This window comes from Flavobacterium sp. HTF (genome assembly GCF_003105115.1).
In the GTDB taxonomy this organism is placed as follows: domain Bacteria; phylum Bacteroidota; class Bacteroidia; order Flavobacteriales; family Flavobacteriaceae; genus Flavobacterium.
On the sequence record NZ_QETH01000007.1, the window covers coordinates 15,557 to 29,459 of the forward strand.

Genomic DNA, 13,903 nt, shown 5'->3' on the forward strand with positions numbered 1-13,903 from the left:
TTAAAATCAGGTTTCTGTGCTTACATACAAATAAAATACAAGTTATATGAACTACATAAGAAAGCAGCTGGTAAAAGACCTGCTGTTGTTTAATGAAACTACCGATAAAAATTTTGCTGATCACCTGCACCCTGACTTTAAAGACCATAACCAATATACTCTTGGAAACAAAGGACATTTTATCGAAAACCTAACGTCCCGATCCGTCTATACCAAACGAAATGTAAAACGTATTTTTCAGGATGGGGATTATGTTTTTGCACACAGCGAATTTACTGACGATGATGAATATATCGGATTTGATGTTTTTCGGTTTCAGGAAGATCAGATTATAGAGCATTGGGACAATTATCAGGAAAAAGAACCTGTAAATCCCAGTGGCAGAAGCATGATTGACGGTACAACCGAAATTGAAGAAACACAAAACTCCAGGGCAAACAAGCTTATTGTAAGAAGCTATATTACAGATGTATTCTTTAATGAAAATACCTATAACATACTTTCCTATTTTAACAAAAATAAATATATCCAGCATAATCCAAAGCTCTCGGATGATGTCAGATCTGTTCTTGATGTTTTACGCAGATGGGCTGAACATGGAAAGAAAACAAAATACCAGGCAATTCATCAAATTCTAGGTGAAGGCAACTTTGTATTGGCAATGAGCGAAGGTTATCATCATTATAAACACACCTCATTTTATAACCTGTTCCGGCTTGAGAACGGAAAAATTGCAGAGCACTGGGATAATTTGGAGCACATAGTAACCTCGGCAAGAAGATTGAATAAATATTCCAAATTTTAATATAAACATTTTAATTAAGATACGATGTTAAGTACACTAGATTTTAAAAGTTTTATTCCGGATTCCTATAAAATATTAAGTCAGCTCGATCTCTTTGTTTCAAATTCAGGCGTCGACAAAGTACAACAGGGACTTATAAAAATCAGAGCTTCGCAGATTAATAATTGTGATTTTTGTATACAGATACATACAGATGATGCAATAAACAATGGCGAAGACCCTAAACGAATTTCGATGCTGAATACCTGGAGACAAGCCAAAAAATGGTTCAGCAGAGAGGAACAGCTTATTTTGACTTTATTAGAAGAAATCACCACCATATCCGGCCACGGGCTAAGCAGCGAAATCTATAATGCCACGCTGGATACTTTTGGCAAAGAGAAAACCTTAAGACTAATTATGGCAATAGCCAACATAAACGGATGGAACAGAATTGGTGTTTCTCTTAAAATAAATCTTTTTGAACAGTGATTTCGGTTTTTTCTGTCATCTAAAAATAAAAGCTCCCTTAAAAAGAGAGCTTTATTTCTATTTGTTCAAAAAATCAACGCCAGCCTAATTCCGGGGCAATGTATTTTAATATAGACGAAAGTATATGTACATTATAATCGACACCCAGAGTATTCGGGATTGTCAATAGTAACGTATCGGCTTCCTGAATAGCTTCATCCTGTGCTAAGTCTGCAATGAGTTTTTCCGGCTCGGCTGCATAACTTTTTCCAAAGATTGCCCGCTTATCACTTTCGATATAACCAAAACTGTCGGCACCTTTTCCCTGTTCTCCAAAATAGTACCGATCCTGTTCTGTAACCAGTGCAAAAATCGAACGGCTTACAGAAACCCTTGGTTCATGCTGATGTCCGGCTTTTTTCCAGGCCTCTTTATATAACCTGATTTGTTCTGCCTGCTGGACATGGAAAGGTTTACCGTTTTCATCATACTTCAGGGTAGAACTTTGCAAATGCATTCCATTTTCGGCCGCCCAAACAGCAGTAGCATTAGAGGCAGCTCCCCACCAGATCCGTTCTCTTAATCCTTCAGAATGCGGTTCCAGACGCAATAAACCTGGCGGATTTGGAAACATTGGATTTGGGTTTGGCTCAGCAAATCCTTCACCATTTAATCTTTCCAAAAATTCCAAAGCTTTTTTACGCCCCATATCGGCATCTGTTTCCCCTTCTGCAGGTTCATAACCAAAAGCGCGCCAGCCGTCAATGACCTGTTCCGGTGATCCCCTGCTGATACCTAACTGTAAACGGCCTTCTGAAATTAAGTCTGCAGCGCTGGCATCTTCTACCATATATAATGGGTTTTCATACCGCATATCGATAACCCCGGTTCCGATTTCTATTTTGCTCGTTTTGGCACCAATTGCCGAAAGTAACGGAAAAGGTGAAGCCAGCTGTCGTGCAAAATGATGTACCCGGAAATAAGCACCATCTAAGCCGATTTCTTCTGCAGCAACAGCCAAATCAATGGACTGAAGAAGCGTATCGCTTGCCGTACGGGCTTTATAAGAAGGATGATTGGCCCAATGCCCAAACGATAAAAATCCTATTTTTTTCATAGATAGCATTATTATTATTTACAATTCTAAAAATGTACAAAAAATACATCCGTTAAAGTTATTACAATAAATTAAGAACACCTTCATTTAAACTAAAAACTACGGCAATACTTTTGTCCTTTTAAAAAGTACCTGAAAATTATGTACTTCCCTTTTTAGTCACTCTTATGATACAGAATTGGGGGTATTTGCAGTTATAAAACTTTCTTAATTCCCGGAATCAGTAAAATAATTGATCCGAATACAAAGCTGCCCAATACGACCAATGTCGCAACCACCAAAAATTTTATTGCAGGATCAATAGCCCAGTTTCCTGCAAACAAAGTAATCACAACAATCACCAGAGGATGAAAAATGTAAACCGCAAAACTACTGCGGGATACTTTCGTTAGAAGTTTTGAAGTACTATTCCATTTTATTCTTCCTTTAATCAGCAATGTTGTAATTATAGAAATTCCAATCCATTGCTCCCACACTGCATATAGTAATGCCTGCCAGTGAAAACCGCCGCAAAACCATGAAGAAGGCGTATTTAATTTAAATCTTATGATAAAAAATACCGGAAAAAGTAATAAACATAACCATGCTGATCTTTTGAGCATTTTGCCTGTTCTTTCAGAAAGCTGGTCAAACCAGTTGTTTTTTGCTGCCAGTAATCCAATAACAAACAGGGCAATATATTGTGGAAAATGCCCAAGTTGAAATCCGACTGGTTCAAGAATCCATCCAACAGGAAAAATAATTCTAATCAGGAAACTAATAATTCCCAGTCCGGCTGCAAATAATAATATTTTACCCGGAGTTGGTACTGCCAGAGGTTTGTTGAAACTGATCCTGAATGTTTTTCTAATCGCTACATAAAAAAATGTAAAAAGTAAAAGCGCAGCTACAAACCAAGTAACTCCTAAGTCAATCCAGCTGTCATATCCGCTTAAATAGTCAAAATAAGAAATGTGATGCTCTTTTGCAAAATAGTAAACCAAATAACAAATGAATGGCGTAAGAATAAAGGAGTAGAATATTAAAGGAATTCCTAATCGAATTAACCGGCCTTTAATAAAGTTTAAAGCACCTTTTGCGGAATAAGAAGAATTGGTAAAATAGGCAGCCAAGAGAAAGAAATACCCCATAAAGAAAGACTGATTTATACTGATCAATACCGTCATAAGAATACGCGCCCCTAAAAAACGGGTTTCTTCATTATAATACCAGCCTTCGGAAGAACTGTATGCAATTAAAGTGTGGTGAAGCACGACCAATATGGTCAAAAGAACTTTGATGTTGTCAATATATAATAATTTGTCAGGACGTAAATCCCCATTCGTGGCAGCAGTTGCAGTTGACATAATAAATTGTTTTTGTGTTATTGATGGCAAACATACAACAACAAAACACCGTCAAAGTGAGGGTTGTTACTGATAACTAGCTTTTGTGACGAACAACAAATTTAGGCAATGTATTTACTGCGAAGCTCCTGGTAATAGTGATTAAAATTATCGATTTGCTTTCTTGAAACCGGGATCTTTAAATCCGTTTCATTAAATGACAATAAATAACCTTGTGAGTTTCCAGATACCTTTTCAATTTTAAACATATTTACCAAATAGGTTCTGTGGCATCTAAAAAGGTGTGGATAATCTTTTATCTGAGTTTCAAATTGAGTTAAGGAAATTCTCTTTACTTCTGTGGTAATTTGACTATTATTCAATTTTGTTAATTCGATATAATTGCCATCCGCTTTTACAAAAAGCAACTGATCTATTTCCAGACTAAAATCATCTTGTCTGACCTGTGTACTGATAAAGAGATTTGATTTTAAGGTTACCTTTTCAGGTTCAACTGATAAAGGAATAAATTGAAGCACAAATGGAGATCCTTTCTTTGATTCAAAATAAAAGCCGGCTATCCTTATAAAAAAATAAAAAAAGATACCTGCCACAAAACAATTTCTTATTTCTTCAAAAAAATAATTCCATGACCAGTTGTTCGGATTATTATAAAGTAAATCACGCATCAGAAAACTTGATATACCAATTAAGACTAATACTATTCCGATCTGAATATATTCTTCAATCAGATTCCATTTGACTTTACGGATTGTTTTTCTGAAATGATTCAAGCCGCCAAAATAAGCCAACAGGATTAATGCCGGAGCAAAAGCGTGAAAAAAACAAATGAACAAATAGTGCATTTTAAGTTCCGGATCATAAACTCCAAATGGCCTGAACAATAAAAGAAACATCAGAGCGACAAGAAATACAACCACTGAACTTTTGATGAGATTTTGAGACCGATATCGGTTAGGATAATCAATTTCCTTAACTAAATGTTCTTTATTAATATAAAATCTCATGATCAAAGTTTGTTTAGTACCAAAAATACGAAAAAAAGCAGTGTTTGATTTTTTATACCGTTTTACAGTCTTGCAGATTACTGGCAACTGATGAAATACAGCCGTCTGAACAAAGTATATTCGGACTTTTAAACAAAGTAGCTGTGATTCAGACGCCCTATTTTTGTCTCAGTAAAAACAACTTAAATTTAAAAAAATGGAACAGAACAATTATCAGGGAGCGTTACAGAGAACTACAGGTTCCGGATTTAACGCGAAGTCTGCAGCAAGCGAAGTCATAAAAGGAATAGACCTTACAGGAAAAATTGCCATTGTAACGGGCGGAAACACCGGCATCGGGCTGGAAACCGTTAAAACATTATCACTGGCAGGCGCAGTAGTGATCGTACCGGCAAGGGATGTTTATAAGGCGAAAAGAAATCTGAAAGGCATTGCTAATGTAGAAATAGAAAAAATGGATCTGATGCAGCCAGATTCCGTTGATGCTTTTGCTCAAAAGTTTCTGGATTCGGGCAGGCCGCTGCATCTGCTCATTAACAATGCAGGAATTATGTGGGTGCCGTTAAGAAGGGATCATAGAGGGTATGAATCGCAATTGGCCACCAATTACCTGGCGATGTTTCAGCTCACAGCCCGATTATGGACAGCATTAAAAAAAGCAGATGGAGCCAGAGTTGTCAATGTATCTTCGGGCGGTCATCAATTTTCAGATTTTGATTTTGAAGACCCGAATTTCCTGCATCGGGAGTATGAAACCCTAAAGGGATATGGGCAATCTAAAACAGCGGTGAATCTTTTTTCAGTAGAACTGGACACCCGTGCCAAAGCCTTTAATGTGCGCAGCTATTCGTTATGCCCGGGTGCAGTTGGCGAAACGGAATTATCACGCGAGGCCCCAGTTGACCTGTTTCACAAACTGGGTTACAGTGATGCTGAGGGTAATATATTGCCAGAAGTAGCGGCCTCATTAAAAACCATTCCACAGGGAGCAGCCACAACAGTCTGGGCAGCCACAAGCGAATTGCTTAACACTATTGGCGGTGTTTATTGTGAAAATGCAGATGTTGCTTCTTTAGTCGCAGATGTATCGCTTATTGGAGGCATTAAACCTTATTCCTTAGATCAGGCCAGTGCAAAGAAATTGTGGCAACTGAGCGAGCAGATGACAGCTATAAACTTCGATATCAGTTAATATTTGTAGCTTTACAATAACAACACAACTTTTATGGATTATCAGGTAAATTATATCAGCCCGGAACTTAAACTTTCCTGTTACACCGGAAAGTTGTTTAAGACCGAAGCAGCTTTTAGCGACCATTTGCTGGTGTGGCTGATTTCGGGGGAAACGAAAATTATTCAGGCCGACGAGCGTTTTGTTTTTGGGGCTGGAAGTACTTTCCTTATCCCCCGAAACCAGTTGGCCACCATCATTAATACAAAAAAGGACGGATTGCCGCACAAAGCAGTAGCCATGCACCTGTCGGCAAAAAGGCTCCGGGAATTCTATCATCACCAAAATGCAAAAACTGGTACGGTTGTTCCCTCAAAAATTTTCAGTTTTCATAAGCATCCGTTATTAGAAAGCTGTCTGGCATCACTGATTCCCTATTTTGAAATACAGGATAATTTTCCGGAAAATATCGCTTCGCTAAAAATTACGGAAGCCATCTCCATACTTAGTACTATCGATCCGGATATAGACTCCGTATTGGCCAACTTTGAGGATCCCGGCAAAATCGATCTGGTGGCTTTCATGCAGAAAAACTTTATGTTCAATATGCCACTGGAAAAGTTTGGGTATTTAACCGGACGGAGCCTGACCACTTTCAAAAGGGATTTTTACAAGGCTTTCCAAACCACACCACAGCGCTGGCTTACGCTGAAAAGACTGGAATCAGCACATTACCAGCTATCTGAAAAGGATAAAAAACCGGCAGATATTTATTATGAGATCGGGTTTGAAAATCTATCGCATTTTTCTTATGCGTTTAAAAAGCAGTTTGGTTATCCGCCAACTGCCGTAAGCAAATGAGGTTCAAATAAGTAAAACAATAAAAACTGAAACGAGACTAAAAAAAAAAGAGCGATATCGCTCTTTTTTTTATTTTTATCTATTGTTTTGTCGTAACTAGTAATACATGTAAAGCATTATCTTGGCATCTGAACTATCGATCACTTTTTCAAGTCTCTTGAAAAATACGTCACTTACCATTGGGCAGCCGTGGCTATTGATGATATAATACTCTTTCTCTTCATCAGGAACTTCCTTATAACGATGCAGAACAATAGCTCTTTTCATGGCATTGTTATTAGTCTGGTCCAGGCCATTAAGCCTGAAAGCTTTTCCAAAAACACCATTATATGATTTTTCTATACAATAGCGTCCTAGTGAAGAACAGTTGGAATTTGGTTCATTGCTGAACTGCAGAATATCGCCTTTTATTCCTGTTTCCGATCCTGAGCCGTGTGCAACAAGCCCCTGATCTATTATTTTTTCATTCTCAAGGTCATAAACAAAAAAACGGTTTTTACCTGATTTGATTTTCATATCCACAAGAAAAGCTATTTTTTTGCTATACCCGCGGTTTGAAGAAGTAAACGATTTGATTTCACTTACATGATCTGTAAGTCTTGCGAATTCAATTTCAGTTAAAATTTCTTTTTTGTCCGTTTTGAAAGTACCAAAAGAACTTAAAGAAAAAAGCAGTGCCATAAAAAATATTCTCATATGCAACAATAAAATTTAGTTTAACAGCAGATTTGGGATTGCTTATCAAAAACAGATATTGTCTTGTATTTCTCTTTTTGATGTTGCAAAATTATAAACAAATTTTACACAATTCCCATGTTCATGTGTTAAATATAGTATAAATATTTGAAAACATGCATTTTATGACTAATTATTTTTCTGAAAGCGACAAAAACATCTCACTGTCGTATCTTTATTCTTTTGCAATTAGCAACTGAAATGCTTTTAAATTGATGACAGAGGATAATGGATTGTTTTTTTCTTAATCTAGATTAATCAACTGATCCTGGTTACTTCTCTAATTTTGTACAAGTGATTTGATAATGTCTGCTAAATTAAAATTAGATATAATCGAGTATGAAGAAATTAAATATTTAACCAAATAAAAAAATTAAAAATATGGAAACCATAAAACTAGAATTAGACGAAAAGAAACACGGCGCTTTTAATCTTTATGCTGATGATAAAAAACAAGGTGAAATGACAGTAAGCATTAAACCAGATTTACTGACTGTTTATCATACAGGAGTCGAACCGGAAGCAGAAGGAAAAGGATATGCAAAAAAAATGCTGGACGAAATGGTATCTTATGTTCGTGCTAATAATTTGATGGTTTTACCGCTTTGTCCGTACGTTCACGCACAATTCAAAAAACATCCGGAAGAATATCAGGATATCTGGAAAAAATAATTACAAAATCTTTACAGTCCATAGATATAAGCATTATAAGAATTGTATAGATTAAAAGGTTACAACCTGAAAATTGTAAAGCGATAAATTAAATCTGCTAAATCTGCGTGAAAAAATTCACCTTTCCTAATTTTAAAAATATAACAATATGAATACCGATATTTTAACCGACGGCGTGCCTTTAAACGAGGCTAAAAAAGCTTTAATCATGATTCATGGCCGTGGTGCGGGCGCTCACGATATCCTTTCCATTGCCAAACATCTTAAAGTAGATAAATTTGCACTGATAGCCCCTCAGGCAGAAAACAGGACCTGGTATCCATACTCATTTTTAGCTCCACTTAACGAAAATGAGCCTTCTTTCTCAAAATCACTGGAAGCTATTCATCAGGTTGTTGTCGCCATTCAGCAAAACGGAATCAAAAAAGAGAATATTTACTTTCTCGGTTTTTCACAGGGTGCTTGTCTGGCATTAGAATTTACAGCCCGAAATGCTGCAAAATACGGAGGCGTAGTTGCTTTTACAGGCGGGCTTATCGGCGATAAAGTATATGAAAATCATTATAGCGGAAATTTCGAAAACACCCCTATTTTCATCGGAACAAGTGATCCTGATTTTCATGTTCCTGTTGAAAGAGTAAATGAATCTGAGGCTCTTCTTAAAAAATTAGGCGCATCCGTAACTAAAAAAATCTACCCGGACATGGGACATAACATAAGTCAGGATGAAATAAATTTAGCTAACGAGCTTGTTTTTACAAAAAAATAATGATCCAGATAACCCGGGTTTACAGCGATACCAGCGGAGAAAGTCATTTTGAAGACTTCGAAGTTCCGTTGAAAAATAATGGTGATATCGGATTTTTATCTGATGATGAACCTGTAAAATCTATAGTATTCAGAGAAGTTAAACCTTCTTATGACTATGATTTTCACAATGCACCAGACCGCCAGTACATTATTTTACTGGAAGGCGGCGTAGAAATCGAAACTTCTTTAGGAGAAAAAAGAAAATTTGAGACCGGATCCATTCTGTTGGTTGAAGATACCACGGGAAAAGGACACAAAACAAAAAATATTGAACCTAAACTTCGAAAATCAATATTTATAAAACTATAAACTGCCGGCATTCTGTCGGCTTTTTTATTTCTCAATAATTCATTTGCTCTTTAGAAAATCTGGAAATAGTCTGGACTGTATTCTAAATAAAACGACTTCATTTATAAAATGGCGATATATCGTAAAAGCAAAAACCGAAAAACCAATTAAAATACTCACAAACAACACCTTAACAGAGTTGGAATATTATTTGGTTATTAGTTTACGAATAACAAAAGAGGCTTTTATTTCTTAATCTAGGTTAATCGATCCGGAGCGATAACTAAAGTAAATTTGTATAAGAAATCAATAACAATTTAATAGTACAATACCATGGAAAATAAAATTTTAGGCTTACACCATATTACTGCAATTGCAGGTGACGCTAAACGAAACTTCAACTTTTATTCAAACATATTAGGATTGCGTTTCATCAAAAAAACGGTAAATTTTGACGATCCGGGAACATATCACTTTTACTTTGGTGATGAGGTTGGAAGCGCAGGAACTATTTTGACTTTTTTCCCTTGGGGAGAAGGAATCCAGCAAGGAAGAAAAGGTTCCGGAATGGCAACAGAAATTGGCTATTCTGTTCCAAAAGGAAGTCTTGAGTTCTGGCAAAAACGTTTTGAACAATACAATGTGATTTACAATAAACCGTCTGAAAAATTCGGCGAAAAATACCTTACTTTCTTAGACCCGGATGGTTTAAAATTAGAGTTAATCGAATCTAAAACAGACGATAACAGAAAAGGCTGGGAAACTGATGAGGTAAAAGCAGATGTGGCTACTAAAGGTTTTCATAACATTACGCTGACTTTAAATGATATCAAACCAACTGCCGCAGTCTTAACAGAAATATTTGGTTATAAACTGATTGACCAGGATGTAAACCGTTACCGTTATGCTACAACTGCTGTCGAAAACGCCGCAATTGTGGATTTGGTAGAGTTGGCTGATGAAAAACGCGGTCTGAATGCAAATGGAACTGTTCATCACGTTGCCTTCCGTGTAAAAAATGATGAAATTTTAATGCACTTCCGTGAAAAAATCGAGGCTTACCGATTGTCAATTACACCACAGATAGACAGACAATATTTCCACTCTTTGTATTTCAGAGAACCGGGAGGCGTTTTGTTTGAAATTGCTACTGATAATCCTGGATTTACTGTAGATGAAAGCTTAGAAGAATTAGGTCTAAACTTAAAACTTCCTGCTCAGTACGAAGCTCAAAGAGCGGCTATTGAAGCGCATTTGGTTAAAATTAATTAATCAAAAACACGGATGTCGGCAAATAGAAGCATAAAATTGACTATTTTTATTACAATAAATTGACAGTCAGTATTTTAAAATACTGTTTTAATTCTATGTTTCTATCTGCTGCATTTAATTCCACACCAATAAGTAATCCATAAAACAATATATCATGGCAAAAATAGCATTATACGGATTTGGCCGAATCGGAAGACAATTTCTTCGTATCGCCTTAAAAAACAATCTTTTTGTTCCTGAAGTCATTGCTGACATTCAGGATATTGATTTGCTCGGTGCGCTTTTTAGTGTCGATTCCAATTACGGAAGATGGCACGAAGAAGTAAAAACAGCAGATGAAAATTTTATTATTGGAGACAGAAAAATCCCGTACAAGAATTCTAAGCTGGAAATTCCGGATTGGAAAGCCTTAGGAGTTGATCTGGTTGTAGATTGTACCGGGCGGGCCACTACAAGAGATAATGCACAAAAACACATCGATAATGGTGCAAAATACGTTTTGGTAAGTGCACCAAGTAAATCTCTGGAAGATTGTGATGCAGTACTTTTAAAAGGTATCAATCTGGATCAGTTTGATACTTCAAACCATAAAATCATTAGTATGGGCAGCTGTACTACAAATGCACTGGCTGCAGTTGTAAAAGTGATTAAAGAAAATTTCGGAATTGAATACGGACTTTTTTCAACGGTTCACTCCTACACCAATACACAATCGCTGACAGACCAGCCAATGAAAGACAGACGCGATTCGTGGGCCGCAGCAGAAAATATCATTCCGTCATCATCCGGAGCTGCAAAAGCGTTGCAGTTTATCTGGAGTGATTTGAAGATTACAGGGAAAGCCTACAGAGTGCCAACCAAAACAGGAAGTATTGCCGAATTGAATTTGGTAACAACCAAAGACTGTACGGTAGAAGAAGTAAATGACGCTTTCAGAAAAGCAGCAAAAGAAGGCCCGTTAAAAGGGGTTTTGGATGTTTTGGAAGAACAATGGAGTTCTGCCAGAATTGTAGCAGATCCGCATTCTTCTATTATCGATCTGCCGCTTACCACTAAGCAGGGAAATTTACTTTCTGTAGCTGCATGGTATGATAATGAATGGGGCTTTGCCAACCGACTTGCTGAAGCTGCCCAATATATTGCTCAAAAAATATAAGTAGTATTCTTTAAAAAGCTGTCTAATTTTTAGATGGCTTTTTTAATTTTTATGACTTATCTTTATGAATATCCACGTCAAATGGATAACCAGTATTTATAAACATTCGTAATCGTGGTTTTTAACTCATATATTTAAATTTTCATGAACATAACAATAAAGAAAATCACTGCTGCCCTATTCTTTTGCCTGGCTTTTCATTTGGTACAGGCTCAGGAAAAAGACGCCGACAAATGCCGGTATACCAAAACTGCGGACGGTTACCTGATGGTGCTGCGCGAAGGTGACAATGTCCTAGCTTTGCTTGAAAACCTTGCCAGAGAACAACAGATTCCCTCGGCGCACTTCACCGGAATAGGTTTTGCAAAAGAGGCCACCTTTGGCTTTTATGACTTTGAAAAAAAGAAATTTAATCCCAAAACTTTTCGTAAAGTAGAAATGGGAAGCCTGACGGGATCCATTGCCTGGAATGATAAAGAACCTTCCCTGCATATGCACGGAGTAGCGACCGATGAAAAATTTGATGCTAACGGCGGACATATACTGGGCCTTACTGTGGGAACCGGTTCTATGGAAATCTATATCACGCCCTATACTGAAAAACTCCAAAGAAAAAAAGAACAGCCGCTGAATGCCAATGTACTTCAGCTACCTTGCCTGGGTATCCACTAATAGTTAGCCGTTTCCGTCAAAGTAAATTTTAAGAGTACACAAGTTCCGTTTTTACTGCGAATTTCGAATTCAGCATCGATATCCCTGGCAAGCCCCTGCATTAATTTGAGTCCCAAAGAAGTATTATGGAAAGGATCGAAATCTGCGGGAAGCCCAATACCATTATCACTGATCTGTAAGGTAAAGGTATTGTTATCGCCGGTTTTAAGAGAAATATCAATGATGCCCTGAACATTATTTGGGAACGCATATTTTATGGAATTAGTCACCGCTTCGTTGAAAATCAAACCAATAGGTATGGAGTGAGACAGCGGTAAATCAAAATTATCGATATCCAGAACAAACCGCACCGACTTTTCCATATGAAAAGAGTCCTTTAAATACTCTGACAATTCGAAAATATAGGACGGCATGTTAATAATCGATAAATTCTCCGACTGATACAACTTCTGATGAATCAGTGACATAGAATGAATTCGGTTCTGGCTGCTGCTGATTGCCTGCAGCGCTTCTTCATTCTTTAGAAATTCTGCCTGACTTGCCAGAAGTCCCACTACCATATGCAGGTTATTTTTTACCCGGTGATGAATTTCACGCAACAGCCATTCCTTTTCAATGAGCATATTTTGGAGGGTGGCATTTTTTTGGTTAATCTCCTCCTGCTGCCCTTCAAGTGTCCTGTTTGTTTTTTTCTTGAACTTAAAACTCTTGTAAAGCAGTCCCAGAATTATAAGTAAAAGTCCCAGAAAGGTAATCATGGAATTCCGTATAAACGCAGCATTCCTAAGTTCATTCTGCTGCAGAAGGGTTTTATTGCGCAGGATGATAATATCTTTATTTTTCTTTTCTGTTTCATAAAGAATATTAAGCCTGGTGTAAATGGGATAAAAATCCTTCTCCTCCAGATTGGCCGCTTTATATAAAACCATTGCTTTTTCCAGCGATGCCATTGCTTTGGGAAAATTTTTGTACCGGTAATACAATTCGCCAATCTCCCTGTAACAGTCACTCCTTCTTTTTATATTTCCCGAAAGCGCAAACAAAGCGGCAGCCTTGCGAATCGGTATGAATTTCTCGTTCATTGGTGCTTCATTGCGCATTTTAGCCGACCATAACATCACCCAGGCTTCTGCGAGCTCGTCTGTATGATTTGTACTGGTCAGTAATGCAATCGCTTCTTTGGCAGATCGTTCAATCATCTCATTGTTGTTACGGAGCTGATACAGCATGGAAAGCTGCAGGTAACATTTGCCCTGATAAAGAACAGAATGCAGAGACCGGCTGAGACGAAGGGCCTGATGGGCATAATCGAATGCTTTCTGGAGTTGTCGGGGTTTATAATTTTGGGCTTCATACCAGTCACTTAAGAGCAATAAAGTGTTGACTTTGTCAATTCCCTGTAAACAGGCCAGGGCACGTTCATCGCTTTTAACCTGTCCCGGTGTATAAGCTCCTTCCCGTGCATCCATATTAAGGGAATATCCTATGAACAACAGGACAAACATCATGTATCCTTTGGAAGAAGACGGTATCATTTATTT

General features: G+C 37.3%; 15 protein-coding genes. 10 read left to right on the top strand and 5 right to left on the bottom strand.

The genetic code is table 11. The features are described 5' to 3' along the window. Positions 1–46: 46 nt before the first annotated feature. Both DCO46_RS03395 and DCO46_RS03400 read left to right on the top strand, forming a co-directional pair. Positions 47–805 (top strand): hypothetical protein, encoded by a 759-nt coding sequence (locus DCO46_RS03395; RefSeq protein WP_116751173.1) that lies wholly within the window; start codon positions 47–49, stop codon positions 803–805. A gap of 24 nt (positions 806–829) precedes the next feature. Continuing rightward, the gene (locus DCO46_RS03400; RefSeq protein ID WP_116751174.1) at positions 830–1,276 is read left to right on the top strand and encodes a carboxymuconolactone decarboxylase family protein; all 447 of its coding nucleotides are present in this window, start codon (positions 830–832) and stop codon (positions 1,274–1,276) included. A gap of 73 nt (positions 1,277–1,349) precedes the next feature. Here the strand turns inward: DCO46_RS03400 and DCO46_RS03405 are convergent, their stop codons facing one another. From DCO46_RS03405 to DCO46_RS03415, 3 genes are all read right to left on the bottom strand, one after another. Continuing rightward, entirely contained in the window at positions 1,350–2,372 is a 1,023-nt protein-coding gene (locus DCO46_RS03405) for an LLM class flavin-dependent oxidoreductase (RefSeq protein ID WP_116751175.1), read from the bottom strand. A gap of 194 nt (positions 2,373–2,566) precedes the next feature. Then, positions 2,567–3,718, bottom strand: coding sequence for an acyltransferase family protein (locus tag DCO46_RS03410; protein WP_116751176.1), 1,152 nt, complete (start codon positions 3,716–3,718; stop codon positions 2,567–2,569). Positions 3,719–3,819: 101 nt separating this feature from the next. After that, positions 3,820–4,725 carry a LytTR family DNA-binding domain-containing protein gene (locus tag DCO46_RS03415; protein WP_116751177.1) on the bottom strand — a complete coding sequence of 302 codons (906 nt, stop codon included), beginning with the start codon at positions 4,723–4,725 and terminating at the stop codon, positions 3,820–3,822. Between the two features lie 196 nt (positions 4,726–4,921). Between DCO46_RS03415 and DCO46_RS03420 the strand changes: the two genes are divergently transcribed. Both DCO46_RS03420 and DCO46_RS03425 read left to right on the top strand, forming a co-directional pair. Next, positions 4,922–5,917: an SDR family NAD(P)-dependent oxidoreductase gene (locus DCO46_RS03420; protein WP_116751178.1), complete on the top strand. Its 996-nt coding sequence runs from the start codon at positions 4,922–4,924 to the stop codon at positions 5,915–5,917. A 33-nt stretch (positions 5,918–5,950) separates the two neighbouring features. Then, positions 5,951–6,757, top strand: coding sequence for a helix-turn-helix domain-containing protein (locus DCO46_RS03425; RefSeq protein ID WP_116751179.1), 807 nt, complete (start codon positions 5,951–5,953; stop codon positions 6,755–6,757). Between the two features lie 96 nt (positions 6,758–6,853). Here the strand turns inward: DCO46_RS03425 and DCO46_RS03430 are convergent, their stop codons facing one another. Further along, positions 6,854–7,453: a murein L,D-transpeptidase catalytic domain-containing protein gene (locus DCO46_RS03430; RefSeq protein ID WP_116751180.1), complete on the bottom strand. Its 600-nt coding sequence runs from the start codon at positions 7,451–7,453 to the stop codon at positions 6,854–6,856. A gap of 420 nt (positions 7,454–7,873) precedes the next feature. On the opposite strand from DCO46_RS03430, the gene DCO46_RS03435 reads away from it, so the two are divergent. From DCO46_RS03435 to DCO46_RS03460, 6 genes are all read left to right on the top strand, one after another. Further along, the gene (locus DCO46_RS03435; RefSeq protein ID WP_116751181.1) at positions 7,874–8,164 is read left to right on the top strand and encodes a GNAT family N-acetyltransferase; all 291 of its coding nucleotides are present in this window, start codon (positions 7,874–7,876) and stop codon (positions 8,162–8,164) included. 148 nt (positions 8,165–8,312) lie between these two features. Then, positions 8,313–8,933: an alpha/beta hydrolase gene (locus tag DCO46_RS03440; protein WP_116751182.1), complete on the top strand. Its 621-nt coding sequence runs from the start codon at positions 8,313–8,315 to the stop codon at positions 8,931–8,933. Beyond that, complete coding sequence (locus DCO46_RS03445) at positions 8,933–9,283, top strand: hypothetical protein (RefSeq protein WP_116751183.1); 351 nt, start codon at positions 8,933–8,935, stop codon at positions 9,281–9,283. Before DCO46_RS03440 ends, DCO46_RS03445 begins: the two co-directional genes overlap by 1 nt. A gap of 312 nt (positions 9,284–9,595) precedes the next feature. Then, positions 9,596–10,534, top strand: coding sequence for a ring-cleaving dioxygenase (locus DCO46_RS03450; RefSeq protein ID WP_116751184.1), 939 nt, complete (start codon positions 9,596–9,598; stop codon positions 10,532–10,534). Between the two features lie 154 nt (positions 10,535–10,688). Then, a complete protein-coding gene (locus DCO46_RS03455) occupies positions 10,689–11,690 on the top strand; it encodes a type I glyceraldehyde-3-phosphate dehydrogenase (protein ID WP_116751185.1) in 1,002 nt (333 codons plus the stop codon). Positions 11,691–11,834: 144 nt separating this feature from the next. Next, on the top strand, positions 11,835–12,362 hold the full coding sequence (locus tag DCO46_RS03460) for a PPC domain-containing DNA-binding protein (protein WP_116751186.1): 528 nt from the start codon (positions 11,835–11,837) through the stop codon (positions 12,360–12,362). Here the strand turns inward: DCO46_RS03460 and DCO46_RS03465 are convergent. Next, positions 12,359–13,831 (bottom strand): sensor histidine kinase, encoded by a 1,473-nt coding sequence (locus tag DCO46_RS03465; RefSeq protein WP_165828798.1) that lies wholly within the window; start codon positions 13,829–13,831, stop codon positions 12,359–12,361. The genes DCO46_RS03460 and DCO46_RS03465 overlap by 4 nt on opposite strands. Positions 13,832–13,903: the final 72 nt, after the last annotated feature.

Coding starts and splice junctions, on each gene's coding strand:
- DCO46_RS03395 (WP_116751173.1), top strand. CDS start 47: ATGAACTACATAAGAAAGCAGCTGGTAAAAGACCTGCTGTTGTTTAAT.
- DCO46_RS03400 (WP_116751174.1), top strand. CDS start 830: ATGTTAAGTACACTAGATTTTAAAAGTTTTATTCCGGATTCCTATAAA.
- DCO46_RS03405 (WP_116751175.1), bottom strand. CDS start 2,372: ATGAAAAAAATAGGATTTTTATCGTTTGGGCATTGGGCCAATCATCCT.
- DCO46_RS03410 (WP_116751176.1), bottom strand. CDS start 3,718: ATGTCAACTGCAACTGCTGCCACGAATGGGGATTTACGTCCTGACAAA.
- DCO46_RS03415 (WP_116751177.1), bottom strand. CDS start 4,725: ATGAGATTTTATATTAATAAAGAACATTTAGTTAAGGAAATTGATTAT.
- DCO46_RS03420 (WP_116751178.1), top strand. CDS start 4,922: ATGGAACAGAACAATTATCAGGGAGCGTTACAGAGAACTACAGGTTCC.
- DCO46_RS03425 (WP_116751179.1), top strand. CDS start 5,951: ATGGATTATCAGGTAAATTATATCAGCCCGGAACTTAAACTTTCCTGT.
- DCO46_RS03430 (WP_116751180.1), bottom strand. CDS start 7,453: ATGAGAATATTTTTTATGGCACTGCTTTTTTCTTTAAGTTCTTTTGGT.
- DCO46_RS03435 (WP_116751181.1), top strand. CDS start 7,874: ATGGAAACCATAAAACTAGAATTAGACGAAAAGAAACACGGCGCTTTT.
- DCO46_RS03440 (WP_116751182.1), top strand. CDS start 8,313: ATGAATACCGATATTTTAACCGACGGCGTGCCTTTAAACGAGGCTAAA.
- DCO46_RS03445 (WP_116751183.1), top strand. CDS start 8,933: ATGATCCAGATAACCCGGGTTTACAGCGATACCAGCGGAGAAAGTCAT.
- DCO46_RS03450 (WP_116751184.1), top strand. CDS start 9,596: ATGGAAAATAAAATTTTAGGCTTACACCATATTACTGCAATTGCAGGT.
- DCO46_RS03455 (WP_116751185.1), top strand. CDS start 10,689: ATGGCAAAAATAGCATTATACGGATTTGGCCGAATCGGAAGACAATTT.
- DCO46_RS03460 (WP_116751186.1), top strand. CDS start 11,835: ATGAACATAACAATAAAGAAAATCACTGCTGCCCTATTCTTTTGCCTG.
- DCO46_RS03465 (WP_165828798.1), bottom strand. CDS start 13,831: ATGGATGCACGGGAAGGAGCTTATACACCGGGACAGGTTAAAAGCGAT.